The following is a 25,025-nucleotide window of genomic DNA, read 5'->3' on the forward strand; positions in this document are numbered from 1 at the left end:
ACTTTTTGTCCCGATGGAACAACACCATACTATACACATTTTAAGAGACGATTTAACGAATTAGAGGAGGTTTCATCATGATCGATTTACAGGCACTAACTCAAGCAGTAGGAGACCTTGACGAAAAAGCTATCATAACCATGATTGAGGACTTTGTAGCGACAAACCCCAGCGGTGAAGAGGCACAAAAGATTGTTTTTGCCTGCCAGCAAGGCATGGGGATCGTCGGAGAGTTGTTCGAAAAAAATGAGTACTATGTGGGCGACTTGATTTTTGCCGGAGAATTGCTATCCAAGACTATTGAGCTTTTGAAACCTGTACTAAACGATGTAGCCACGGAAAAAGTAGGATCTATTGTCATTGGTACAGTTCAAGGAGATTTACACGACATTGGAAAAAATATTTTCGGCAGTATGGCCGAGGCTGCAGGTTTTGACGTGTACGAATTAGGGGTTGACGTATCTCCAAGTGCATTTGTTGAGAAAGTAAAAGAAGTTAAGCCACAAATTGTCGGGATGAGCGGGGTTTTGACCCTTGCGATTGATTCTATGAAAGAAACAGTCAAGGCCATCACGGAAGCAGGTTTAAGGGATAGTGTAAAGATCATTATTGGTGGAAATCCTGTCAATGAAGATGCCTGTAAGCAAATCGGCGCAGATGCTTTTACTACAAACGCCGCAGAAGGGCTGAAAACTTGTCAAGGGTGGGTGAGTTAAGATGACTGATGCCATAGCAAGGACAAATGAGAGAAACCAATTATTTAAAGATCTGTTCAGTGGAAAAACTCCCAAAAGAGTACCGATTAGTAATCCTGCAACTCAGGACTTTGCAATTCAGTATGCGGGGTTGGACTTAGCTGAATGTCAATGGGATTTAACAAAGTTAGAACCAGTCTACGATAAGTTTTGTCAAGATTTCTATACTGACACGTATCCTGGCGGTTCGATCAGAATTCCCTCCCATTATCAAATTTTAGGTTCTACTCCTATTGTCATGAGTTCCAGCGGATTCATGCAGCATCCGGATGTGGTTGGCATGTTGGCTGAGGAATACGACGAGTTTATTGCCTCCCCTTATGACTGTATAGTCGAAACCATTTTGCCCAGATTGTACACGGAGTTTAACGGGCCTCCCGGAAAAGTGGCAATGGCCTTAGCCAAAGCAATGAAGGCTCAAGCCGACGATCTAGCTTCATTAGGAGCAATAAGAGCAAAAATGAACGCAAAATATGGCTTCGCTGCTATGGTTGGTGCTTTGACAGAAGCTCCCTTTGACTTTATGTCTGATTTTCTTAGAAGCTTTAAAGGGATTTCAGGGGATGTTCGTCGATATCCGGATAAAGTTGCGGCTGCTTGTGAAGCAGTGCTGCCCCTAATGATCAAAAAAGGTACGCTGCCGAACCCTTCTATGTTAGGCTACACCTTTGTTCCCCTACACATGGCTCCCTATTTGCGGGAAAAGGACTTTGCTGCCTTATACTGGCCAACCTTCAAAAAGATGGTCGAAACCTTGGCTGGGATGGGACAAAGTGTCCAATTATTTGTGGAACAAGATTGGATGAGATACATCGACTACCTATATGAATTGCCGGAAAATACCATCATGAGGTTTGAATACGGAGATCCGAAACTTATTAAAGAAAAGCTCGGTAAAAAGCACATTATTTCGGGACTCTATCCTGTGACATTGCTGCAAACCGGGACAAAGCAACAGTGTGTAGATAAAGCCAAAGAATTATTGGATATACTCGCTCCTGGCGGAAGATATTGGTGGCAGGCGGATAAGAGCATTATCCATTTGGATATCAATGGTCCGGTAGTAGAAAATCTCAGAGCTGTCTTGGACTATGTGCATGAAAACGGAACCTACTAACCTTGAAAGGAGAGGATGAAATGGATACCAAATACTACACAACCTGGGAAGAATATTTGGCAGAGCATTCGGAATTAGAGGGAAAACCTGAACAAGCGATCGCACCAAAAATTGTAAAGTATGAAGACGCGATGTTTACTTTTATTATGGATTTGTTGTTGTAGGTCTTTAATGAAGTGTTATAGGGCAACACTGTACCTCGTAAAAATCATTGCACTAAGCTGCAAAGAAATACTAAATCGAGGACGGAGGTTGCCCTCCATTTAACCCCATATATTTCTGAATATTCCCAGTTGGGGAACAAATCTGAGTTTTAAATAGAAGGGAGTAAGGTTGACGGAAGATAAGAGATAGTAAAAAGAAATGATTTGAGAGGAGATTTTACTATGGAAAAGGGATTAAAGAAGTCCGTTATCAATCTTTACGGATTACCATCTTTCGGATTTCAGTTATTCGTCAATATGGAAGTGTTCTATTTTGCGGCGTTTCTAACTGATTTTGCTAAGCTCCCTATGGCCCTGGTCGGCACTGTCTTATTGATTACCAGTATCTGTGATATTCTGTGGGTTCCTACGGCCGGAGTCCTATTGGAAAAGAGCAATATGAGATGGGGGAAATACCGTTCCTGGTTGCTTGTGGGTCCCCCCTTTGCGGCATTGTTCTTCATTTTACAGTTTTCTAAAATCGGCTCTCCGACAATCAATGCTATTATCATTACCGTCGGATTTGCAGTCAGTCACTTAATTTGGAATATTTTCTACGCCGGGCATGTGGCCTTAAACTCTTCAATGACAACAGTCCGAGAAGAAAGAATTGCGATGTCAACGAATAGAGGGATGTTTAATTCTCTAGGTGCTATTGCATTTTCCTTAATCGGTATGAAGATGATCCTGTCACTTGGTAAAGGCAATCCTGCCATGGGATATACCCTTACCGTAGTATTTACAGGTGCAGTCATGATTGCTTGCTATTATACCTTGTTCTTCATGACCAAAGACTATGCTTTCCATGGAACTTCTGTTCAAACAGGTCAAACTGAAAACAAAATGTCAATTGGCGAAATGTTGAAACAGATCATCGTCAATCCGCCGCTTATTGGCTTGATGTTAGGTGAAATTGGAAGATATTTAGGCAGGTTTGTTATCTTTGGCTTAGCGTTCTATTACTTTAAATACGTAGTAAATAATCTGGCTGTTATTGCTGTTTTCATGACGGGGCTAAACGTAGTAACTTTCGTCGGGGCCTTGATTGCTAACCCACTTGCCAAAAAATTCGGAGAGAGAAATACCTACATTTTATCCCTTTCAATCTTTATAGTGGGGCTGTTGGCTGTCTGGGCTTTACCTATGAATTACGTCTCCTTCATGATCATTATGTTCATTGCCTATTTAGGATACGGCATGCCTGATGCCTTGGGTGTAGTTATGTATTCATCTACCGTTGACTACGGAGAATGGAAAACAGGTAAGAATGCCAGAGGGTTCATCATGTCCTTAATCAATTTCCCGATCAAAGTAGCAATTCTTGTCAGAAGCGTCATAATCACGGGTGTACTTGCCGGAGCAGGATATGTTGCCAATATGGAGGCAACACCTTTACTGGTAGAATCTATAAAGAATGGATTAACCCTAATCCCTGCAGTCATCATGTTAGTAGCATTAATCCTCATCACTCTTCTTTTCAGAATTACTCCTAAAAGCCTTGCTGCAATGCAAAATGAGATCGCGGCTAGAAAGGCATAGACTGACTCCTAAGTTAGGTCTAATGAGTCTCAAAAATTAAGAGAGATGGACATGCTTCATCTCTCTTTCCTCTTAAAGCTTGGACAGCGGCAACGGAGGAAATGGCTACAACAACTGATGAAATCTTCTCTGTTTCTAAGCAATTGTCAGATTTTGCTAAGGTTGAAACAGTTGAGGAATTAATCACTCAGAAGAAGATATAACTACTTCTTACCTATTAAGAATGGATTATAGGAGGAGATGGTTAAAATGGCGGTGCTTAAAGAGAAGGGCTGGCAAAAGTATCACACGATTTGGATCATGCTCTTTATTGGCTGGGTAGTATCCTATGCTGACCGAACATTGACTGGCCCGGTGGTTACGTGGATGATTGCCAATAACGTTGGTTTTTTAGAAGCTGCCAATAACCCTCATGCCCTGGGTGGACTGTTGGGAAGCTTATTTTTCGCCGGATATATGCTGACCCAATTTCCGGGGGGGTACTTTGGGGATAAATATGGTTATAGGACAATCGTGGTTATCAGTATCTTTTGGGCTGGCATCACCACCTTATTGACGGGCTTAACCGGTGGCTTGGTGGCATTTATTGCCTTGAGGGTTTTCACCGGACTTGGCGAAGGAGTTCTCTACTCAAATGACCGCTCCCTGGTTGCCGAGGTGACTCCGCCCAATAAGCTGGGCTTGGGTATGGGAGTAGTAATGGGCGGACTTACTGTGGGCTTGTCGGCAGCCTTGGTAGGGACAGTATACTTGATTGAGTTAGCTCAACCGGTGATGGGTGTCGACGCTTGGAAAGCCCCTTTTCTTATCTTGGGAACAGTCACAATTATTGCAGCAATCTTTATCCGTCAGGCTCTAAAGCCTCAAGGAAATTTAGGGTCAGAGAATTTTGGCAAAGCCTTATTCAACTTGCTTAAATATGCCCTTGTCTTCTTAGTAGCGATTATGGCTGTTTATTTTATAACAGATGCTATGCATTTAAATGATGTGATGATTGCAGTTATCCTAACCTGTTTAGCCTTTGTCTTAATTGCTTTTATCTTTATCAGGAAAGGCAATGAAGTCAACCCGATTTTAAAGAACAAAAACCTTGTGCTTATCTATGTCTCCTATATTGCGGTGTTATGGCATCTCTGGTTTTATGGTTTTTGGGGAGGAGCTGTAATCAAGGATTTTGGTGGCGGTACTCTGGCATCTGCTCTCTTGGTTATCTCCTTTAACGCTATTGCTGGAGTCATCGGTTTTCCTTTAGGGGGAAAGATTTCCGATATGGTAGCCCATAAACCCAATGGTCGCCGCAATGTCTTAATCGGTATGGAAGCCCTATTGACGGTGTTTATCTTTGTTTTTGCAGCCTATGTCATGTCCGGAAGAAATGATATGGTTGTCCAATCGATTATTCTCTTTGTTTCAGGTTTAATCTTTTTTGCTTTGCAAGCAGTTGCTCACGCTCTTACTTCAGAAATTGCTCCCGTTCATTTGCGGGGAGCTGCTTTTGGCATGCTGAATCTTGTATCGGAAATAGGAGCCGTATTATCGCCAGTGATTTCGGGAGCAATTCGAGATAGTACAGGAAGTTGGGGAACCCCCTTAATTTTGGACGGGGTCTTAATGGGAATCAGCTGTATCATGATTATGGGAGTAAGTACAAAACTCGCGAGTAATAAGAAGTAAATAAGGTCTATCTCGGTGTTTTGGTATCTGAATGAAAATAATTAAGCAAGAATAGGAGAATGCAACATGAAAAGTGACATCGAAATCGCCCAAGCAGCAGTAATGAAACCAATCCTGGAGATAGCCAAAAACCTTGACTTAAAAGACGATGAGGTAGAGTTATATGGCAAGTATAAAGCCAAAATCAATTTAAGTGTTTGGAATCGCTTAAAAGATAAGCCCAATGGCAAGCTCATCTTAGTTACCGCAATTAATCCTACCCCCGCCGGAGAAGGTAAAACGACAACCACAGTAGGCTTAGGGCAAGCACTCTCGAAAATGGGCAAGAAGGCTATGATTGCGGTACGGGAACCATCTCTAGGTCCGTGTTTCGGAGTTAAAGGCGGAGCGGCTGGAGGCGGATATGCTCAAGTTGTGCCTATGGAAGATATTAATCTCCATTTTACGGGAGATTTTCATGCCATTACTTCAGCCCATAGTCTCTTAGCAGCGATGCTGGACAACAGTATTCAACAAGGAAATCCTTTAAATATTGATCCGCGGCAAGTGGTTTTCCGTCGTGTTGTGGATATGAATGACCGCGCCTTACGTAAAATTGTCATGGGCTTAGGGGGCAAGATGGAAGGAGTACCCCGTGAAAGCGGGTATGACATTACTGTAGCCTCGGAGGTCATGGCCATTCTTTGCTTGGCAAAGGACCTTATGGATCTCAAAGAACGATTTGGCAAGATTGTCGTAGCTTATACCTATGAAGGAGAACCAGTAACCGCTCATGATTTAGAAGCGGAAGGAGCCATGGCGCTTCTCATGAAGGACGCAATTAAACCAAATCTTGTCCAAACTTTAGAAAATACCCCAGTCTTTATTCATGGCGGACCGTTTGCCAATATTGCCCACGGGTGTAATAGCATCATGGCCACAAAACTTGGTCTAAAACTGGCAGATTATCTGGTCACAGAAGCCGGTTTTGGAGCAGACCTAGGGGCAGAAAAGTTTTTTGATCTGAAATGCCGTTATGGTGAATTGAAACCTGAGGCTGTTGTCATTGTGGCAACTGTTCGGGCCTTAAAGATGAACGGCGGCCTGGCTAAAGATCAATTAGGTACAGAAGACTTGGGAGCCTTGGCACGGGGGGTAGTCAATCTTGAAAAACACATTGAAAACATGGCGAAATTCGGTGTGCCGGCGGTTGTGGCTATCAATAGATTCCCAACGGATTCGGAAGCTGAACTAAGCCTAGTTCGCGAGAGATGCCAGGAGTTAGGGGCAGAAGTTGCCCTTTCCGAAGTGTTTATGCGCGGTGGAGAAGGAGGCGTTGAGCTTGCTGAAACAGTCCTTTCCGTGCTCCAACGGGAAGAAGCTAAATTTAAGGTGCTCTATGAATTGGATTTGTCCATTGAAGAGAAAATCGAGAAAATAGCTAAAGATATTTATGGGGCAGATGGAGTTATCTTCGATAAAGCTGCTCAAGCTTCTATGAAGAAATATGTGGAGATGGGTTATGGAAATTTGCCGATTTGCATGGCTAAGACTCAGTATTCTTTCACTGACGATCCCACTCGCTTAGGCAGACCGACAGGTTTTACCATCACAGTTCGGGAATTGCGTCTTTCCGCCGGTGCCGGGTTCCTGGTTGCAGTTACAGGTACGATTATGACCATGCCGGGATTACCAAAGCGACCGGCAGCCACGAGAATGGATATTGATGCTGAGGGAACAATTACAGGGTTGTTCTAATCCTAGGTTTCATTCGTAAGTTAACTCTTTTGTTTTATAATTAAAGTCCTCATTTCCTGACTTATAGAAGATAAAAAGGAAAAAGGCCGCCGATACCTTTGTAATGACACAAGGAATTCGGCGGTCTTTAAAATGTCCCTGCATAAAAACAATTAAAGAATAACTAAGCTAATATGAGGTAAAATGACGCTAGGGTAATATCAGAAACATGAGTAATTCCTCTACTACTGGAAGTTCGGAATAAAGGAGATAGAGTTATGACATTTCAACCGATAGACTATGCTTTTTTTCAACAACCTACCCTTAGCTTAGCTCCTGCTTTGTTGGGGAAATTGCTAGTGAAGGAAACAGAGTTTGGCACAGCGTCGGGATGGATTGTAGAAACTGAAGCCTACATTGGACCGGAAGACCGAGCGGCCCATGGTTATGGCAACCGAAGGACTAAAAGAACTGAAGTAATGTTTGGCCCACCTGGGTATGCCTATACTTATGTTATGCATACCCATTGTCTTATGAATGTGGTCAGTGGAGAAATCGGGCACCCAGAGGCGGTGTTAATCAGAGCCCTGGAGCCCTGTTCCGGATTTGATCTGATGTATCAACGCCGGGGAAAAGTAAAAAAAGAACTGGAGTTAACAAATGGACCGGGAAAGTTAACGAAATCTCTAGGTATAGTTAAGGAAGATTACGGGAGAGGGATGTTTGAGTATCCACTTTTTATAGCAGACGGGAAAGAAGTCGGCTCCATTGCCGTAGGTCCAAGAATAGGTATTAATAACAGCAGAGAAGCCGTACACTATCCATGGCGTTTTTGGGTAGAGGGCAATCCCTTTGTATCTAAATAAGGAACAATGGCTGCAGTTCAAATTCGTATTCGAATCCAAATTTGAACTACAGCTAGGCGGTGCTTCTTTTAGGTATCCTAAAGGAGGAACGGGCGCAATTCATCCTTGATATAGGTAAGCAACAATCTCAAGGGATCGTTAACCTACGAAAAGACTTTCTTTTCAGGCTGTACCAGTGAGGTAACTTCGGCACTCAAGGGGCTGGGACGAAAGAAAATGATTATTCAGCTGATTTTCAGCTGATTTTCAGCAAACACTCAGATTAAACTCAGCAAATTGTTATATTATATATGTTAGTCATCAATTTTATCATTGAAGTAGTGCGTCATTAGTTTCCCTATCATTTGAGATTCATGGTCAGGTACATATTGATTGAGCCTTAGTAAAACTGAAGATAAATTGCATGGATGCAGCAAGCAGCATTAAATTGCAGGATATTGAGCCTGGGCAATTTAATGTTGTTATCCTTAAGGAAAAGGAGATGGTACAGCAAGCTTTGATTGGAGTGTAACCATAGATGTTTCAAGTCTATTTAGTAGAACCAGACATGCAATTAAATCATCTCCTATCCTTATATCTTCAAAAAGAAGGATTAATAACAACATCCTTTTTGGAAGGTGAGAAAGCAATCAGAAGTATTGACAAGAATCCCCACCTTTGGATATTGGACAGAGAAACGCCGACGATTGACGGCTTTGCAATATTAAGCGAAGTGAAGAGTAAATATCCTGATATCCCGGTAATTATGATTTCGGAGCAAAATTCGACTATTGACCGGATTGTGGCTTTAGAAATGGGCTGTGATGATTATTTGTCTAAGCCTTTTCTGCCCAAAGAACTGGTGCTGCGTGTCAAAAAAATTCTGGAGCATATCCATGGGAGTGTTAAAAACCTAAATCGAATCATGTTATATGCTGATTACAAAATCGATGAAATAGTGCGTATAGTACAAAAAGATGAAGAAATGATTAATCTTACTTCCAAAGAGTTCGACCTTCTCCTGCTGCTTGTTAAGAATTTGTATAGGACTTTTTCCAGAGAACAAATACTTAAATACGTTTGGAATGATGTACATTTGGGGTCGGAGCGCTCTGTCGATGACTTGGTAAGAAGACTGCGCCGGAAAATGAAGAAGCTGCGAATTGAGTCGATCTATTCCTATGGATATAGATTATTGCCCAACCAAGTTCTTAATACAAAAGGGTGTGGGACGGTCATTAGCCCAAATGAAGATGCGAAGGGATTATTTCGGTAAAAAACATACAAAAATGATAAAACCTCTGATAGATGATATAAATCTTTCAGAGGTTTTTTTGTACTATCAGAGACTTGGCGTCAGCCAAGTTTTCTTTATTTTGCTCGGGGCATTTAATAATTCAGCCTTTAATTTCATAATGTATCACAAAATACCACAGTAACCATTAAATATCATAATCATTTGGTATTTAATCATAAATAAACATTATATTTCGATAATTACCCCACAATTCCCTGCTAATATTCGTTAAAGCCAGCACACTAAAAGTAGGGACGGAGGAAAAATTATGAGTGTAAGTTCGGTCGCGAACAGCACAAGTTACACAACTTCAACAACAACTTCAAGTAGAAGTACTTCCAGTGAATTAGGTAAAGAGGATTTCCTCAATCTTCTGGTAACTCAGCTAAAATATCAAGATCCTTTAAATCCGGCAGACAGCACAGAATATGTATCCCAGCTGGCTCAGTTCAGTGTGCTTGAACAGATGACCAATCTGAATGCAAGAATGGCTGTTCTGGAGTCAATTGCTATGACAGGAAAATATGCCACAGCTTCAGTAACGGATAGCACAGGTACAGTCACTTCAGTGGAAGGAACTGTAGATTCAGTCAGTCTGGACGATGGTGAGGCAAGCCTGGTCATTGATGGGACAAGCGTTGAACTGGACGATGTTACGTCTGTCTATGACTATGACCGATCGGACCTTTTCAGTATTGCCTCGATGATCGGCAAAACATGTGAAGGCTATATCTATGATGCAGACACTTTAGATGTGATGAGCGTAAAAGGAACGGTTTCAGGGGTAGTCAAAGGGTCCTATGAAGATTATGCCCTGATTGATGGCGTAACTGCCACCTTGGATTCCATTAGCTCAGACGACTACAGCAAATCTGAAGATGAGTTGGAGTATTTAACGGATCATATCGGTGAGGAGATTAGTGTGAATATAACGGATTCCGGAAAAGTAGTTCCGGTTACAGCGGTGCTGGAATCAGCTGCAGAGGGAGACGACGGCACGATCAGCTTAAGCCTGAACAGCGTTAAAGTCCCCATTGATGGAATCTATAGTGTGAATTGAAGAGGTACCTGACAAAAGAAAGAAGGAATTTCTATGATGAGAGCTCTCTTTGCCGGAGTTTCCGGCTTGCAGGCTCACCAAAAAAAGATGGATGTCATCGGCAATAATATCGCCAATGTCAATACGGTGGCCTATAAAGCGTCAAGGGTGACTTTCAGTGATGTTTTAAGCCAGACGCTAAGCAAGGCAACGGCAGCGAATTCCGACAGCGGCGTAGGAGGAACCAATCCCAAGCAGATTGGCCTGGGGGTAGGGGTAGCTTCCATAGATATGTTAATGACGGATGGCGGAACGGAGAGCACTGGGAATACAACAGACCTCAGCCTTGAAGGAGATGGTTTTTTTATTGTACGCAATGGTACTACCGGTTCCTATATGTTTACCAGAGCAGGAGATTTCTCTGTTGATGAGACGGGAAATCTCGTCACCAGTGATGGACTGAACGTTTATGGGTGGTCAAGTTATTCAACGAATGCAGAGGGTGATTATGAATTCGATACGGACAACGAGGTTGAACTGATTAATATATATGCGGATGCCTATAACGGCAATAAGAAAATTCTTAAAGCACAAGCCACTGAAAATGTGGTCTTCAGCGGCAGTTTAGATTCATCTGAGGAAGCTGTCGAGGACATTGACGATGATACAGAACCACAGTACACCACCTCAATGACGGTCTATGACAGTCTGGGCAATGAGCACGAATTAACGGTTAATTATATTAAATCGGATACCGATACGTGGGATTGCTATGTGACCTATGATTCCGGAGAGACGGATACAGAGGGTGACGCCATTCTTACCAGAGTTGATCTGGGACAACTACAATTCGATGAAAATGGAGATATTGTTGAAGACGATACATCTTATCCTACCACCCAAGTCCTGACCATAACTCCGACTACCGGGGCCGCCGACCTGGAAATCACTTTGGATTTCTCAAATCTCAGCACAGGGGCTGATGACAGTTCTGTAGAGGCCGGAGAAATAGATGGTTATTCTGCGGGAACCTTAGATGATATATCCATCGACTCCAATGGGATTATCATGGGAGTTTACTCCAACGGATCTCAGCAGCCCTTAGGGATGATTGGGGTTGCCCAGTTTGCCAATTCTTCCGGACTGCAAAAAACAGGTTCGGGCTATTACACCGCTACAGCAAATTCAGGGGAATTCACGAATGGAGTTTCCGCCGACGGGGCGATTTCTTCCGGGACCCTTGAAATGTCCAACGTAGACCTTTCCTATGAATTCAGCCAAATGATCACTACCCAGAGAGGTTATCAGGCTAACAGCACATTGATTACCACAGCAGATGAAATGCTGGAGACTCTGATCAATATGAAGCGTTAGATGAGCCTTAAAAAAGGGAGGGCGGTTAAAGGAGGAGAAAGATGAGTTCAACATTTTTTGGCTTGTCTGTATCGGTTTCTGGTTTATCAGCGAGCCAAAGGGCTTTGAATACCGTGAGTCACAATATCTCCAATATGGAAACAGAAGGTTATGTGCGACAACAAGTCGTCCAGGTAGACCAATCCTATCTGAAAAGCGGGCAATATCAAGTCGGGCGGGGGACCAGTGTGGAAGCCGTGCGCCAAATACGAAGCATCTTCTTGGATAACATGTATCGAGAAGCGCAAAGCGCTCTCAGCTATTGGCAAACTAAAGCCAGTGCCCTTGAAGATGTTGAAGCAGTAGTGAACGATTTCTCAGATGATGAGGGAATCCAAACGGCGATGGAGGAGTTTTTAGCGGCTTGGGAAGACGTTGCCAACGACCCGTCCAGTGATACAGCCAGAGCTTCGCTTTTAGGCTATGCCGATTCCCTAACAGCACTGTTTAATCTCGTTGATGAGCAGCTGGATCAGATCCAAGAAAATCTGGATACCCAAATCCAGTCAATGACCGAGGACATCAACACCATAGCCGGGCAGATTGCAGGACTGAATAAAGAGATCGCCAGGGCTGAGATCAATGGGGATAATGCCAATGATTACCGAGATCAGGTGAACAGCTTACTGGCTACCTTATCAGAGTATGTGGATACCAGGGTTTCTATAAACAGCCAGGGGATGTATAACGTATCTGTCGGAGGAGTTAGTTTGGTTAACGGTACCCAGGCAAACCAATTAAGTTGCCAAACCAAGAGCTCGCAAGGAACCTTTACTGCGGTGGTCTGGAAAGATACGCAGCTGGAATTGAAATTGAAGGATGGCATGCTCTTAGGTCTTATTGAGGCTAGAGGGGAAGACAGTTCAGTCGTGGAATCGGGAACGACTGAAGAAGATGCGGATGCCGATGCCGCAAACTATAATTTTAGCGGAGACAGCGCTAACTTAATATCAGAAATACGGGCAGGGTTTAATATCCTTGTCAATCTGATGGCGCGAAAGATCAATGGGATTCACAGCAGCGGGGAAGACTTGGATGGAAGTACAGGTGCGGATTTCTTCGTCAAAATCGATGAAAGTTTGCCCTTCGGAATAGGAAATATCCAAGTAAATCCTGAGCTGCAGGATACGGATCTGATTGCAGCTTCCAGTGTAGGGAATGCAAATGATGGTGCCATTGCCTCGGAAATTATGGCTTTTGCAGATAGTGATTATTTTACCTTTGATGGGCTGACCATGAATATCAGCGATTATTATGCGGAGTTAATAGGCTGGATAGGAACCCAGGGGGAAGAAGCGGATTCCAACGTCTCCAATCAGGAAGCTTTGGTTGAACAGGCTCAGTCGAATTGGCAATCTCTATCCAGTGTCTCCATGGATGAGGAATTAACCAATTTGTTGAAATATCAACATGCTTATAATGCTAGTGCCCGGGTTATGAGTACACTAGATGGCATGCTGGAAACCCTGATTCAGCAAATGGCAGGGAGGTAAGGTAATGAATTCATTTTTTGGCTTGAATGTCGGCGTTAAATCACTGTTTGCCAGCCAGGCTGCCCTGAATACGATTAATCATAATATCAGTAATGCGGATACCGTGGGATATTCCCGGCAGGTGGTCAGCCAAAAGGCCTCCCGGGCCCTTTCCACAAGCAATGGCAGCGGCATGGTGGGGACGGGAGTGAATATCGAATCTATTGTTCAGATTCGCAATGTATTCTTGGACCAGCGCTATTGGCAGGAAAATACTCAATATGGGGAATACAGTGTTAAAAGTGCTTCTTTGTCAGAACTGGAATCCTTATTGAGCGGTGCTTCTGATGACGGGCTTGATGATGCGTTGAACAGCTTTACCTCCGCCATGGAGGATCTGGCTAATGATCCAAGCGATGACTCTGCCCGGTCAGCCCTGGCGGCTGAAGGAAGCGCTCTATGTGAGTATTTGAATAATATGTACGGAACCTTAGAGGATTTGCTTGCTGAGAATAACAGTGCCGTTAAGGCAAAAGTGGATGAGATCAATTCCTTAGCCAAGCAAATCGGTGTCTTGAACCAACAAATCTATAAATCAGAATCCACCGGAGATACAGCCAGTGATTTAAGGGATCAACGGACTGTCCTGATCAATCAGCTTTCGGGCATTGCTGATGTTGAGGTCAAAGAGGTATCATTTGGCACCTTAGCCAATGGAAAAAAAGATTTGAGGTTTAGCGTCAAAATTAATGGGGTTAGTTTAGTGAATCATTTTAGTGTCAATGAGCTGGAGTGCTCTGAAAATAGTGATGGTACCTATGGCGTGCAATGGGCAGAGACCCATAATAAAGTTTCTTTTTCAGGCGGAGAAATCAAAGGTTATTTGGATATGTGTCAGGGAGATGGTTCTGATGGGGAGTTCAAGGGAATTCCCTATTACATGAATCAGCTGAATCGTTTTGCCCGAAGTTTGGCCAAAGCCTATAATGAAGGGGTTTATGCCGACGGAGAATCCCATTCCTCCGGACATGCCGGCGGCGTTGGCTTGGATGAAAGCACTGGGGTAAGGTTCTTTTCCTACGAGGAGAAATCCACAGCTGAACTGATGAACAGCGGCACGGATATGGATGGGATCTACGCCAACATTACGGCGGGAAACCTATCTCTCTCATCTGATGTCCTCAATGATACGGACAAAATTGCTGCGTCCTCGACCGCTGGAGAAGCGGAGAACAGTGATAATCTCACTGAACTGATAGAGATGTTTGATGACTCAGAGGTCTTTGACAATGGTACACCAGAGGATTATGTCAATGGGCTTTATGCGACAATAGGCATTGAAACAGCGCTTGCTTCAAGGCTTGCAAATATCCACGAAAATGTTGTAGGGCTGATTGACAGTCACAAAACCTCTATCTCCGGGGTATCCCTGGATGAAGAAACTTCCAATCTGATTAAGTATCAGCTGGCCTATAGTGCTGCTGCGAAAGTAATCAGTGTTATGGATGAAATTCTGGATGTGACCATCAATTCCCTGGGAGCAGGCTGAGAGTAGTAAAGGCTAAAAATATCGTGGAAATGGGGTGAAAATGTGAGAATTACCAACAATATGATGATCCAAAACACAATCAGCAATATTAATAACAACCTAGTCAAGCTTTCCAAGCTTCAAGCCCAGGCTTCCTCGCAAAAAAAAATAGAAGTTCCTTCTGATGATCCGGTAGCTGCTGTCAAGTCTCTGAAATTGACAAGTTATAAGGCAAACATCCAACAATATCAGGAAAATGCCGAGGCTGCCAACTCCTGGATGAGTTATTCGGATTCAGCCCTCAGCCAGATCGGCGATATCCTGGCCACTATTCGCGAAGAAACGGTTGAGGCAGCCAATGGGACTCTTACAGAGGATGACCTGGAAAAAATCGGCACGGAAATTACGGAATTGAAAAATTCCATTATAGAAGTTGCTAATACCAGTTATGCGGGCCGCTCTATTTTTGCCGGCTATCAAACGGATGAAACTCCCTTTGCAGAGATTGCCACGACGATAGGAAATCAAGTGACCTATAATGGCCAATATCTGTCATTGGGAGGAGTTGCTGCTGCTTCCGTAGCAGATAGCGATCTGATAAGTTTTTACACGGATAATATGGATGAAATCAGTGGACAGGCGGAACTATCTTCTGCCACTTTTGGAGAGTTCACGGCGGCCTCTCCCGAGCTTGATTTTTCCGTCACCTTGGGCGGGGTCAGCAAGACCATCAGTTTGGCTGACGGTACTGACTATGATATAGATGCAATGGTGGACAGCCTTCAGAGCCAGTTGGATGCAGCCTTCCCAGCAAGCAGTGGGCAACCGGATTCCTTGATTAAGGTGAGCCAGGATGAAGGGAAAATTGTCCTTACGGTTCAAGACGGAAGTAGTATAGCCATTAATAGCGGCACGCTGGATGTCAGCTGTCTGGGTTTTGCCGATGGTCAAAACTCCAGTACGGGGGATACCCAAAAGATCAAATACAGAGTGGGAAGTGATAGCTGGGTTACTGTCAATGCAGAAGGAAGTGACATCGTCGGCGAAGGGGAGGACTGTTTATTTAATACCCTGGCCAAGCTGGAATTGGCCTTGTCAGGAGAAACTCAATACAAGTCAGTCAGCTATGATGCAACTGCCGGAGTAACGGTGGAAACCCATGATTTGGATCTATCCAGCTTATTAGATGATTTGGATGAAGACATCAATCGAGTGCTCAGTGTCAGAGCGGATTTAGGGGCCAGAACCGGTTATGTTCAGAAAACCCAGACTCGCTTAGAAGACAATGAATTGACCTATACCGAGATCTTATCCCAAAACGATGAGGTGGATCTTGCCGAAGTAAGTGTTAACTTATCAAGTGCTCAGGCAAGCTATCAAGCAGCCTTAGCTGCAGGGGCCAAAGTGATTCAAAACAGCTTGCTGGATTATTTGACTTAGTTTTTGCCGGGGAAAACAGGCATCAATTTAATGAGGGAGAGGAGGTCCCTGCATGACCTCAATCAGCAGTTATTCTTCCACGACGACGCGGGTTACCGGTCTGGTCAGCGGCTTAGATGTGGACAGCATCGTTGAATCCTTGATGGATGCAGAAGAAGTGCCTCTTAATAAACTGGAACAAAAAAAGCAGCTGGCGGAGTGGAAACAAGATGCTTATCGCCAAGTGTCCACCAGCCTAAAGACCTTTGCCGATGAATATTTCAATTACTCCAACTCTTCGTCCAATATGCTGTCTCAATCAACTTACGACCAATATACCCTAACATCCAGTGATGATTCGGTGGTAAGGATTTCAACGACTTCATCCTCCCAAGCGGGATCCCATACGGTTCTGGTCAACAATTTGGCTACAGCCGCTGCTTATCAAAGCTCTGCTGTCACTGAGGGCATATCAGCTGACTCTGCCGCAGATTTCACTCAAGCAGCGGGTAACGCTTTTTTACTGACAATCGACGGCAGGGAATACACCGTGGACCTGGATGAGAATATCACAGACCTGGCAGGCTTGCAGGAAGCAGTCGATGAAGCGGTAGGAAGCGGTAAAATTGCGATTTCAGACACCAATGGGGATGGGACAGGGTATCTGACCATGGAAAAAGCGGCCGGGAGCGGCATAGGGATGATCACAGTCAGTGCAGGGGAAAGCGGCGGCGCTTTAGAGGCGTTGGGCTTTTCCGGTTCAGGTAACCTGACAAATTATCTGGATACTTCCGAAACCTTGGCGGACATCGGGAACCAATTAGGTTTCAGCTTTGATTCCAATGGGAATATCGGGCTGACCATCAATGAAGTTGATTTTGAATTCTCATCAAGCATGACCCTTGATGAGATGATGGAAGAAATCAATGATTCCGAGGCCGGGGTTACCATGTCCTACAGCTCAACCAACGACAGCTTTCTCTTGACAGCCAATCAAACGGGTGCCGGCAAAACCCTGGACATCAGTGAAACGGGAAGCACTTTCCTGCAGAATGTGGGACTGAACGACTATACGGCAGGCGAGGATGCAGCAGCCACCATTGATGGGGTAAAGTATACCCGTAGCGAAAATTCATTCACCGTCGACGGCTTAATCTATAGCCTGAAGGCTGAAAGCACGGAAACTCAAAGGGTATCTCTCACTCAAGATACAGAGGCCATCCTCGCCAAAATAACCAGCTTCGTGGCAGATTACAATACCTTGATTGACTCCCTTAACAGCACGATTTCTGAAGAATACGACCGGGACTATACGCCCTTAACCGATGCCCAAAAGGAAGAGATGTCGGAGGATGAAATTGAAACTTGGGAAGAGAAGGCCAAAACGGGTATCCTCCAGAATGATGCTGCCTTGACTAGTCTTCTGCAGAATTTACGGACCGCGTTATATGAATCTGTGGCTGGGGTCTCCACGCATTTAACCGAAATCGGGATAACCACCAGCAGCAATTACGCAGATAAGGGCAAACTGGTGATTGACACAGACGCCTTGAAAGAAGCCATTGCCACGAACCCGGAGGAAGTTGCGAGTTTGTTTGCGCAACAATCGGCTGCTTATGGGGGGACAACGACGGTCGTGAATTTAACCTCGGAGCAAAGGCAGGTCAGGAGCAGCGAGGAAGGATTAGCCTACAGAGTTTACGATATCTTGCAGGATAATATTTCTACCTACACTGGGATTGATGGACATAAGGGGATTCTGCTTGAAAAGGCCGGTCAGGAAGGGGATGGGTCAGAATATGATAACACCTTGACCAGTCAAATCAGCAGCTACGATGATGAGATAGAGGAAATGCTCGCTAAATTAGCGGACAAAGAAGATTACTATTATGAAAAGTATTCGGCCATGGAGACCTTTATCAATCAGATGAACAATCAGATCGATTCTTTGCTCTCTTATCTGGAATAGAAACAGGGAGAAGCTGATATGGAAAATGAATATCTGGCCTTACTCAAGGAGAAAAGAAACCTTGCTCAAGGGCTTTGGCGGGGGACAGTTAATTTAACCAACGCTGTGGAGAAGGAAGACTACGGGTCAATCAAAAAGCTGCTCATTGAACGGCAAGGGCAAATGGATCAACTTGTAAAATTGGTTGGGAATTATCAGAAAGAGGTTCAGTGTCCGGAAAATGAAGAAACCCTCAGGATTAAGAGGGATGTCAAGAGTTTGCTGGAGCAGACCGTCACTCAAAGTCGGCAGACATTGGAAAATATCATTCGGCAGAAGGATACCGCAGCTCATAAAATACGATGCTTACAGTTAAGCAAAAAGGCCATGAGTGAAGGATATTTCAAAAAAATTCCCCAAAGCTATGGGTATTTTATCGATAAAAAGATCGGTGCTTTGCACCTTAAAGAGAGGAAGAGGTGAAACGTCATGCTAGAAACTAAAAAAAATTCTCAAAAAGTACTAAAGTTTTCTACAGAACTGCCGATATATATAGTGTCACAATTAAATACACAGTTTTTCAGGGACGAGTTATTTTTTATGGGTGTTTTGCAGGACGCAAAGCCTCATGAGATTTAGCTTGTTTTTTGTTTTTCCTGAACTTATTTTGAAAAGTGAAAGCCTCAAGGAGGGATTTGCTGATGCTGGTATTAGGAAGAAAGCCTGGAGAATATGTGATGATTGATGACAATATTAAGATCAAAGTGGTAAAAAGTGCCGAGGGGGATTTACGGTTGGCTATTGATGCTCCTAAACAAATGAAAATTCTGCGTGGAGAAGTTTACGAACAACAGAAAGGCCAAGACGGGCGGATCGCCTGAGGTCAAGTCCATATGGAGGGGGGTCACTATGAGAGTTAAGAACAAGAGGGCAGCAGGCAAAGGAGAGTTGGCTGTCTGTGCAAAGCTGAAGGACCGGCAGTTATGATAGCCAAGCAGTATAAAGAAGCCTATCTGGAAAGTATCGTTTTTACCGCCAGTCCCGAGAAATTGACCTTAATGCTCTATTCTCATTTAGTCATGCTAATCAGGCAAGCTCAGGCCGGCCTGGAAGAAAAGGACTTAAATAAGTCCCATAATAACATGGTTAAGGCAAAGAAACTGATTATTAACCTTGAAAATACTCTGGACCGGAAGTACAAAATTGCTGACGACTTGCTGGCTATGTATGAATATATGTATAGGCGGCTGACAGAAGCTAATCTGAAAAAGGATTGGGATATCCTTGAAGAGATCCTCAGCTATGCCAGAGTGCTGAGAGATACTTGGGCAGAGGCCGTAAAAATTGTTAAAGAGCAAAATAAGAAATAATTTTTTCGAAATGTATTAAGTTTTTTGGCTGAGTTGTCGATATGAATAGGAAGAAACGAATTTAAAGGTTTTCAGGGACGAGTTAATTGTCATGGGTGTTCTGCAGGACGCAAAACCCCATGGGAGTTAGCTCGTTTTTAGTTTTCTAAAGAGAAATGAGGTATCTAGACTGTTACGGCAACCCGGGGCCGTAAGGTCTAATATATAAATCAACCTGGAAGAAAGTTTGTACAAAACAAGGAGGGGTAATTACTATGAGAGTCAACAGCAATATTGCAGCACTTAACACCTTAAATCAACTTACCCAAAACGAGAAAAGCACCAATAATTCCTTGGCCAAGCTGTCATCAGGTTTGCGCATCAACAGTGCGTCTGATGATGCAGCAGGGCTGGCCATCAGTGAAAAAATGAAAGGCCAGATTCGTGGTCTGGATAAGGCCAGCAGTAACTCAGAAGATGGAATTTCTATGGTTCAGACGGCAGAGGGGGCTCTGTCGGAGACGGAAAGCATCCTGCAGAGAATGAGGGAACTGGCCGTTCAATCCTCTTCCGATACCATTACAGATGCTGACCGAGATAATATCCAAGACGAATTGTCCCAGTTGGTTGATGAAATAGACCGCATCAGCCAAACCACTCAGTTCAACACCAAGAATTTGCTGGACGGCTCGATGAGTGGAGTAGTTGCCAGTGATTCAGCAAACGTCCTGACCAATACCGCATTGGCTTCAGCAACAACCGATGCTGACTTACTTACGGCATTACAGGATAATAACGGAGATAGTCTGGGAATCGCAGTCGGTGATACGATCAAGGTATCCTGGACAGTGAATGGAGAATCGCATAGTGAATCACTGACAGTTACAGAAGCATCAGCAGGAAGTACCGATTCGGCAGAGGATCTGGCGGATCTTATGGCGAAAGTCACCAGTGGCGCAGCGGCAGTTGAAACAACAGCAGGAGACACCCAAGGAGACATCAGCGTGACCGCCGGCGGTACGGGTTATGCCAATGCTGTTGGAGCCATAAGCTTTGAAGTAAGCAATGCCGATGGGGAAGTGAACTCAGAAGCATCCGCTGCTCTTTCAGCCTTTACTGAAACCACAGCGGCCGAGGAGGCAAAAACCGAGGATGGCCGGGCAGTTCTGCAAATCGGAGCCAATTCAGGGCAAATCATGAAGGTCAGCATATCTGATATGGGTGCCAACGCTCTGGGTATTGCGAATATGGATGTATCCACTCAAGAAGGTGCCAGTATAGCTATTTCGGTCATTGATGAGGCTACGGCAAAAGTGTCTTCCCAACGGTCTTATCTGGGGGCAGTTCAGAATCGTCTCGATCACACCATCAATAACCTGGACACGTCATCGGAGAACTTGAGTTCAGCTCAATCTCAAATTGCCGATGTGGACATGGCTGCCGAAATGATGGAATATACCAAGAACAATGTTCTGTCTCAGGCAGCTACGGCAATGCTTGCTCAAGCCAACCAAAAACCTCAAAATGTTTTATCTCTCCTTCAATAGTATATTTGCATTCAATTCAGGTCAGTTCTAATTTAGTATTTAATAAATTTTGGGGGCGTGTCGCAAAACGTTTATACGAAAACGGAATGCGATACGCCCCTTTTGTAGATTATTTTTCAGTACATACTTTCTGAAGCTAAACAACTAGGGCAGCCGCCTGCGCTTGGAAGGTTTGGATTATGAATGGGTCCAGGGGAGGCACTGGGTCTTACGCTCTCTTGTGAAATATGATTCATGAGGCTGTGCTTCTGTACTGCAAGTTTATTCCCACGTATTCCTAAAATCTGAGAGAATCTGAATGTAGTATGTAGACTTCGGGAATACGCGGAACGTTACCCAAAATGTCCTTACCCAAGTATTCTAATTCTGTCCATTTGGAACGTTTTGCATGTGGGTATGAAAGTTTCGGAAGGAACGGAGGGAATGAGAAAAGACCCCCAGTGCAGGGGATCTTACTAATTATCGTGAATATATTCGATTTTACTCAACAAGATATAAAAATCCGTTACGTGCATTTCCCAAGAATATCCTCTTTCTTAACCGAACCGGTAGGGGATGTGCTCTCCAGAGGACCCAACAGCATCGACTGCCTGAAATTCTTTATTAACCATGTAGAAAAAAGCCTAGCTTATATGGTCGATAGTAACCACGGCTGGAAGATTGCTCGCTGGCTGGACCGGCGAAAGGTCGAGTTAGCCCATGGGGATGAACTCATAGCAGCCGAGTTTGCTAATTATGAAAGAGAACAGGGTCAAGAAGCTGCAGAAGTGTTGAAAGGAAAGGTTAGTAGTCTGCTTCTAAGTGCCCCTTCAAACTTAGTATTTACGAGTAACGGTGTAGGGGTGGTTGTGGCAACCCATGCCGGAATACGAGACCACTATATCGGCAAGGAATCCAAACGCATCCGAGACTTTTGTCGGTATGGTGATCCAGAAGGCTTCGAAGAGAGCGGGAAACCGATACGCAAAGATTGGTTTGTCAATCATAAATCCGGAGAAACCATTGTTTGGGGGCATGACCCCAGACCCCAGCCGATGGTCATCAATAACACGATCAATATTGACCAAGGCGTCGTTTTCGGTGGCAGGTTAACGGCCTATCGTTATCCGGAAAAACAGTTTGTGGCTGTTGAGGCTCAGAAAGACTATGCCGAAGATCCGGAGAGTTTCTTACAGAAATGGAAAAAAGAACGCTTCAATCCTCCTAATATCCAGAGTTTTCTCAAGGGCTATTCTGTAAAGACAGAAGACTATGGGGAAATTAAAATTCATGCCGACTATGTAAAGTCTGCGATTGAAGCTATTTCTCACTATACTGTCCCACTTGAGGAATTGCTTTATATTCCTCCAACCATGAGTCCAGCCCCTGAGCCTTCCTCCTTGGATAATTATTTTGAACATCCGCAAGAGGCTTTTAAGTATTATCGAAATCAGGGGATCACCACCATGGTAGTGGAGAAGAAACATATGGGCAGCAGGGGGATTCTGTTGCTGTTTAAGGATGAGGAAACTGCGATTGGATATGTAGGTTCAGCAAAGTTGGGAACCATTTATACCAGGGCGGGTCGAGGGTTTTTTGATCAGGAATTATCCGCAAAGCTTATCAAGCAATTGAATACGGACTTACATCAAGGACAATACTTCACAAAGTACAACACGGATTTCGTGCTGTTAGATGCGGAAATTTTGCCCTGGAATTTAAAGGCCAAAGACCTTTAGCTCTCAACACGCTCATGTTTCGGAAGTATCACTCTTGGACCGCCGGAAGCTTTTAGAGAAACTTGAGTTGGCCAAAGTGAATGGCTGGGAGGTTAACTCCTGGATCGAGGAATACAAGGGTAAGCTGGAGAACGCTCAAGTCTTTCGTGAGGTGTTCCAAAAGTATTGCTGGGATACCCAAGGGGTTGAAGGGGTCAAAATTGCTCCCTTTCATGTCCTGGCTCACCAGGGACGAACTTATTTTGACCAATCCCATCTGTGGCATATGGAACAGAACCGGGAGCTTGCTAAGCTGTCTGACCTATTGATTGAGACAGAGTTCAAAGTCGTGACCAATGAGAGGACTGAGGAAGAAGCAATTCTCTGGTGGGAGGAAATGACGGAAAACGGTCATGAAGGCTTTGTCGTAAAGCCGGAAACGTTTATCGCCAGAAATGAAAAAGGCTGGTTAGTGCAACCGGCCATCAAAGTTCGAGGGAGAAAGTATCTTCATATTATCTATGGCATGGATTACTTACAGCCTGAGAACCTGGTTCGCTTAAAGCAAAGAAATGTTAAACGCAAACAACGTCATGCCGTCATGGAATTTGCCTTAGGAGTGGAAGGGGTTAAGCGCTTTGTAAGTCAGGAGCCGATCAGTCGGATTCATGAATGTGTGTTAGCGACCTTGGCTTTGGAAGCAGAACCGGTTGATCCAAGGTTATGCCGCCCGGATCATCAATGATAAAATGACGCCCCTATGCAGGGGCGTCAATCAGGTTTTGAATCTGACTGGCACCCTTTTACATCTCCGGTTGAGGCGATGTATCTCATGATTGCATTTGCGACACTCATTGTTATGATCATGAAAAAAAAATAACCGCCCTCCGGCCGGATGGCGGTTATTTCTTATAACTCCAAATCGGGCTAACCGTTGCGGTTAGACAATCTGCCAGACTGGCGTGCTTGCAACACGTCAGTCCTTATATAATAATATATCCATAGATTGTAAAATATGCAACCGGCTCACCTATGGTTAATTTGATCAAAGAGAAAGGGTAAGTGCATTGACTAACTCTATTAAGAAGGATGCAGAATGGACCGAAGCAAAAAAGAAATGCAGGCTTAACGAAGAAACCTTAAAAATGGCTAAAGAAATGGGTTTGAATCCCAGAAGCCTAATTAAAAACATACCTAGTAAAAGTGAACAGTGGAAGGCTCCTGTAAGTGTCTGGATCCGTGAAATGTATGAAAAACGACAAGAAAATGCATTTCGGAAAAAGGCCCGCAAGAGAGAAAATCACACCTTTAGGAAAGAAGGGGAAGCAAAATAAGTGAATGTATTTTTTGCAAGCTCCCAGAGATAGCTATCCTTGTCCAGAACGATCTAGCCCTGGCCTTTTTTGATAAGTTCCCAGTCAATGAAGGGCATGTTCTGATTATTCCCAAGCGGCATGTCGTAAGCTTCTTTGACCTAACGGAAGAAGAAGTTCTGGGCACCTGGAGATTAGTTCAGGAAGTAAAAGATTTGTTAGACAGCCGCTTTCATCCCGTCGCCTACAATGTGGGGGTTAACGTGGGAGTAGCTGCCGGACAGAGCGTTTTTCACGCGCATATTCATGTTATTCCCCGTTATGAGGGGGATGTCACAAATCCCCTGGGCGGAGTTCGGAATGTTAAGAAGAGTATCGTTCCATATGCCGGGGATGGGGAGAAGTAGCGAAGAGCATCCACCTGCAATTGCTTTTTTAAAATATCCTTCCACAACCGCGAAGATATTTCACCTGTCCCCTTGGAGATTTTGGTGCGTTTTAAGCTTCCATCGTCCATTATTTTTCGATAAAAATAATGATCTGTATCTTTGTATAGCTCCCATCCATCCCGTTCACAGAATCGCTTTAATTCTCTCCAGCTAGGCATCAAGCAAACCTCTTACGGCATCCTCATCTTTCTGGATTAGCACCCGCATAACATAAGGGAAATGAGCCTTTCTGTTGGGAGCCCCATAATATTTATCGAACTCATCCATGTATTCTTGTGCATATTCAATCAATTCTTTAGCAATCTCTGTTTTTAACGCCCCTAAACTTGCAGCATTAGCTATGATATCCAGCTCTTTCAGAGAACCACTTAAGCTGCCGTCAGCCTCTTTTTCATATTCAAGAGTGAACCTATACGGTGTTAAAACAACTTCTAAATGCTCAAGAGACATAGCTGCAAGATAGTCTCTGTTCCGTTTTACCAAAGAGGGCTTTAAACGCACAACATTATCAATAAAACGTCCCCAATCTTTCCTGACATCTGTGGCATTAATAACTTCTTGCATAATTACACCCTCCTTTTTCGGAACCATGCTTTCACCTCCTATTGTATATTACGTACATAGCGTACGCAATATGCATTTTGAGAAAATATAACAACCTGGGTTCGTCATCTGAACTATTTTCTTTACTAAACGAAGTGAGTT

General features: G+C 44.0%; 23 protein-coding genes. 22 read left to right on the forward strand and 1 reads right to left on the reverse strand.

Annotated features, from left to right (window positions below):
* The first annotated feature begins 77 nt into the window (after window positions 1–77).
* The 22 genes from BLS16_RS12950 to BLS16_RS13050 all read left to right on the forward strand — a co-directional run bounded on the left by BLS16_RS12950 (window position 78) and on the right by BLS16_RS13050 (window position 24,278).
* Window positions 78–716: a cobalamin B12-binding domain-containing protein gene (locus tag BLS16_RS12950; protein ID WP_092333870.1), complete on the forward strand. Its 639-nt coding sequence runs from the start codon at window positions 78–80 to the stop codon at window positions 714–716.
* 1 nt (window position 717) lies between these two features.
* Complete coding sequence (locus tag BLS16_RS12955; RefSeq protein ID WP_092333872.1) at window positions 718–1,872, forward strand: uroporphyrinogen decarboxylase/cobalamine-independent methonine synthase family protein; 1,155 nt, start codon at window positions 718–720, stop codon at window positions 1,870–1,872.
* Between the two features lie 20 nt (window positions 1,873–1,892).
* The gene (locus BLS16_RS23660) at window positions 1,893–2,036 is read left to right on the forward strand and encodes a hypothetical protein (protein ID WP_176786164.1); all 144 of its coding nucleotides are present in this window, start codon (window positions 1,893–1,895) and stop codon (window positions 2,034–2,036) included.
* A gap of 222 nt (window positions 2,037–2,258) precedes the next feature.
* Window positions 2,259–3,614 carry an MFS transporter gene (locus tag BLS16_RS12960; RefSeq protein WP_092333874.1) on the forward strand — a complete coding sequence of 452 codons (1,356 nt, stop codon included), beginning with the start codon at window positions 2,259–2,261 and terminating at the stop codon, window positions 3,612–3,614.
* 249 nt (window positions 3,615–3,863) lie between these two features.
* Window positions 3,864–5,288, forward strand: a complete 1,425-nt coding sequence (locus BLS16_RS12965) for an MFS transporter (RefSeq protein ID WP_092333876.1) — start codon at window positions 3,864–3,866, stop codon at window positions 5,286–5,288.
* A gap of 66 nt (window positions 5,289–5,354) precedes the next feature.
* Entirely contained in the window at window positions 5,355–7,025 is a 1,671-nt protein-coding gene (locus tag BLS16_RS12970; RefSeq protein ID WP_092333878.1) for a formate--tetrahydrofolate ligase, read from the forward strand.
* 257 nt (window positions 7,026–7,282) lie between these two features.
* Entirely contained in the window at window positions 7,283–7,870 is a 588-nt protein-coding gene (locus BLS16_RS12975) for a DNA-3-methyladenine glycosylase (protein WP_092333880.1), read from the forward strand.
* A gap of 517 nt (window positions 7,871–8,387) precedes the next feature.
* Window positions 8,388–9,125 (forward strand): response regulator transcription factor, encoded by a 738-nt coding sequence (locus BLS16_RS12985; RefSeq protein WP_092333882.1) that lies wholly within the window; start codon window positions 8,388–8,390, stop codon window positions 9,123–9,125.
* A 289-nt stretch (window positions 9,126–9,414) separates the two neighbouring features.
* Window positions 9,415–10,206: a flagellar hook capping FlgD N-terminal domain-containing protein gene (locus BLS16_RS12990; RefSeq protein WP_092333884.1), complete on the forward strand. Its 792-nt coding sequence runs from the start codon at window positions 9,415–9,417 to the stop codon at window positions 10,204–10,206.
* Window positions 10,207–10,239: 33 nt separating this feature from the next.
* Window positions 10,240–11,559, forward strand: coding sequence for a flagellar hook protein FlgE (locus BLS16_RS12995; RefSeq protein ID WP_092333886.1), 1,320 nt, complete (start codon window positions 10,240–10,242; stop codon window positions 11,557–11,559).
* 41 nt (window positions 11,560–11,600) lie between these two features.
* Window positions 11,601–13,091 carry a flagellar hook-associated protein FlgK gene (gene flgK, locus BLS16_RS13000; RefSeq protein ID WP_092333888.1) on the forward strand — a complete coding sequence of 497 codons (1,491 nt, stop codon included), beginning with the start codon at window positions 11,601–11,603 and terminating at the stop codon, window positions 13,089–13,091.
* Between the two features lie 4 nt (window positions 13,092–13,095).
* Window positions 13,096–14,619 (forward strand): flagellar hook-associated protein FlgK, encoded by a 1,524-nt coding sequence (gene flgK / locus BLS16_RS13005; RefSeq protein ID WP_092333890.1) that lies wholly within the window; start codon window positions 13,096–13,098, stop codon window positions 14,617–14,619.
* 42 nt (window positions 14,620–14,661) lie between these two features.
* A complete protein-coding gene (gene flgL / locus BLS16_RS13010) occupies window positions 14,662–16,038 on the forward strand; it encodes a flagellar hook-associated protein FlgL (RefSeq protein WP_092333892.1) in 1,377 nt (458 codons plus the stop codon).
* 52 nt (window positions 16,039–16,090) lie between these two features.
* Window positions 16,091–17,986, forward strand: a complete 1,896-nt coding sequence (gene fliD / locus BLS16_RS13015; RefSeq protein ID WP_092333894.1) for a flagellar filament capping protein FliD — start codon at window positions 16,091–16,093, stop codon at window positions 17,984–17,986.
* Window positions 17,987–18,004: 18 nt separating this feature from the next.
* Window positions 18,005–18,448, forward strand: a complete 444-nt coding sequence (locus BLS16_RS13020) for a hypothetical protein (RefSeq protein ID WP_092333896.1) — start codon at window positions 18,005–18,007, stop codon at window positions 18,446–18,448.
* A 218-nt stretch (window positions 18,449–18,666) separates the two neighbouring features.
* A complete protein-coding gene (locus tag BLS16_RS13025; protein ID WP_092333898.1) occupies window positions 18,667–18,846 on the forward strand; it encodes a carbon storage regulator in 180 nt (59 codons plus the stop codon).
* A 102-nt stretch (window positions 18,847–18,948) separates the two neighbouring features.
* Window positions 18,949–19,335 (forward strand): flagellar export chaperone FliS, encoded by a 387-nt coding sequence (fliS, locus tag BLS16_RS13030; protein WP_092333900.1) that lies wholly within the window; start codon window positions 18,949–18,951, stop codon window positions 19,333–19,335.
* Window positions 19,336–19,589: 254 nt separating this feature from the next.
* Complete coding sequence (locus BLS16_RS13035; RefSeq protein WP_092333902.1) at window positions 19,590–20,861, forward strand: flagellin N-terminal helical domain-containing protein; 1,272 nt, start codon at window positions 19,590–19,592, stop codon at window positions 20,859–20,861.
* A gap of 464 nt (window positions 20,862–21,325) precedes the next feature.
* Window positions 21,326–22,579: a hypothetical protein gene (locus tag BLS16_RS24605; RefSeq protein ID WP_282433742.1), complete on the forward strand. Its 1,254-nt coding sequence runs from the start codon at window positions 21,326–21,328 to the stop codon at window positions 22,577–22,579.
* Window positions 22,580–22,613: 34 nt separating this feature from the next.
* Window positions 22,614–23,303 carry a hypothetical protein gene (locus tag BLS16_RS24610; RefSeq protein ID WP_282433743.1) on the forward strand — a complete coding sequence of 230 codons (690 nt, stop codon included), beginning with the start codon at window positions 22,614–22,616 and terminating at the stop codon, window positions 23,301–23,303.
* Window positions 23,304–23,625: 322 nt separating this feature from the next.
* The gene (locus BLS16_RS13045) at window positions 23,626–23,892 is read left to right on the forward strand and encodes a hypothetical protein (RefSeq protein WP_092333904.1); all 267 of its coding nucleotides are present in this window, start codon (window positions 23,626–23,628) and stop codon (window positions 23,890–23,892) included.
* The gene (locus tag BLS16_RS13050) at window positions 23,889–24,278 is read left to right on the forward strand and encodes an HIT family protein (protein WP_176786166.1); all 390 of its coding nucleotides are present in this window, start codon (window positions 23,889–23,891) and stop codon (window positions 24,276–24,278) included. The genes BLS16_RS13045 and BLS16_RS13050 overlap by 4 nt, the downstream gene beginning before the upstream one ends.
* 192 nt (window positions 24,279–24,470) lie before the next feature.
* On the opposite strand, the gene BLS16_RS13060 is transcribed toward BLS16_RS13050, so the two are convergent.
* The gene (locus BLS16_RS13060) at window positions 24,471–24,911 is read right to left on the reverse strand and encodes a hypothetical protein (protein WP_092333908.1); all 441 of its coding nucleotides are present in this window, start codon (window positions 24,909–24,911) and stop codon (window positions 24,471–24,473) included.
* Window positions 24,912–25,025: the final 114 nt, after the last annotated feature.

This window comes from Desulfosporosinus hippei DSM 8344 (assembly GCF_900100785.1).
GTDB classification, from domain to species: Bacteria; Bacillota; Desulfitobacteriia; order Desulfitobacteriales; family Desulfitobacteriaceae; genus Desulfosporosinus; species Desulfosporosinus hippei.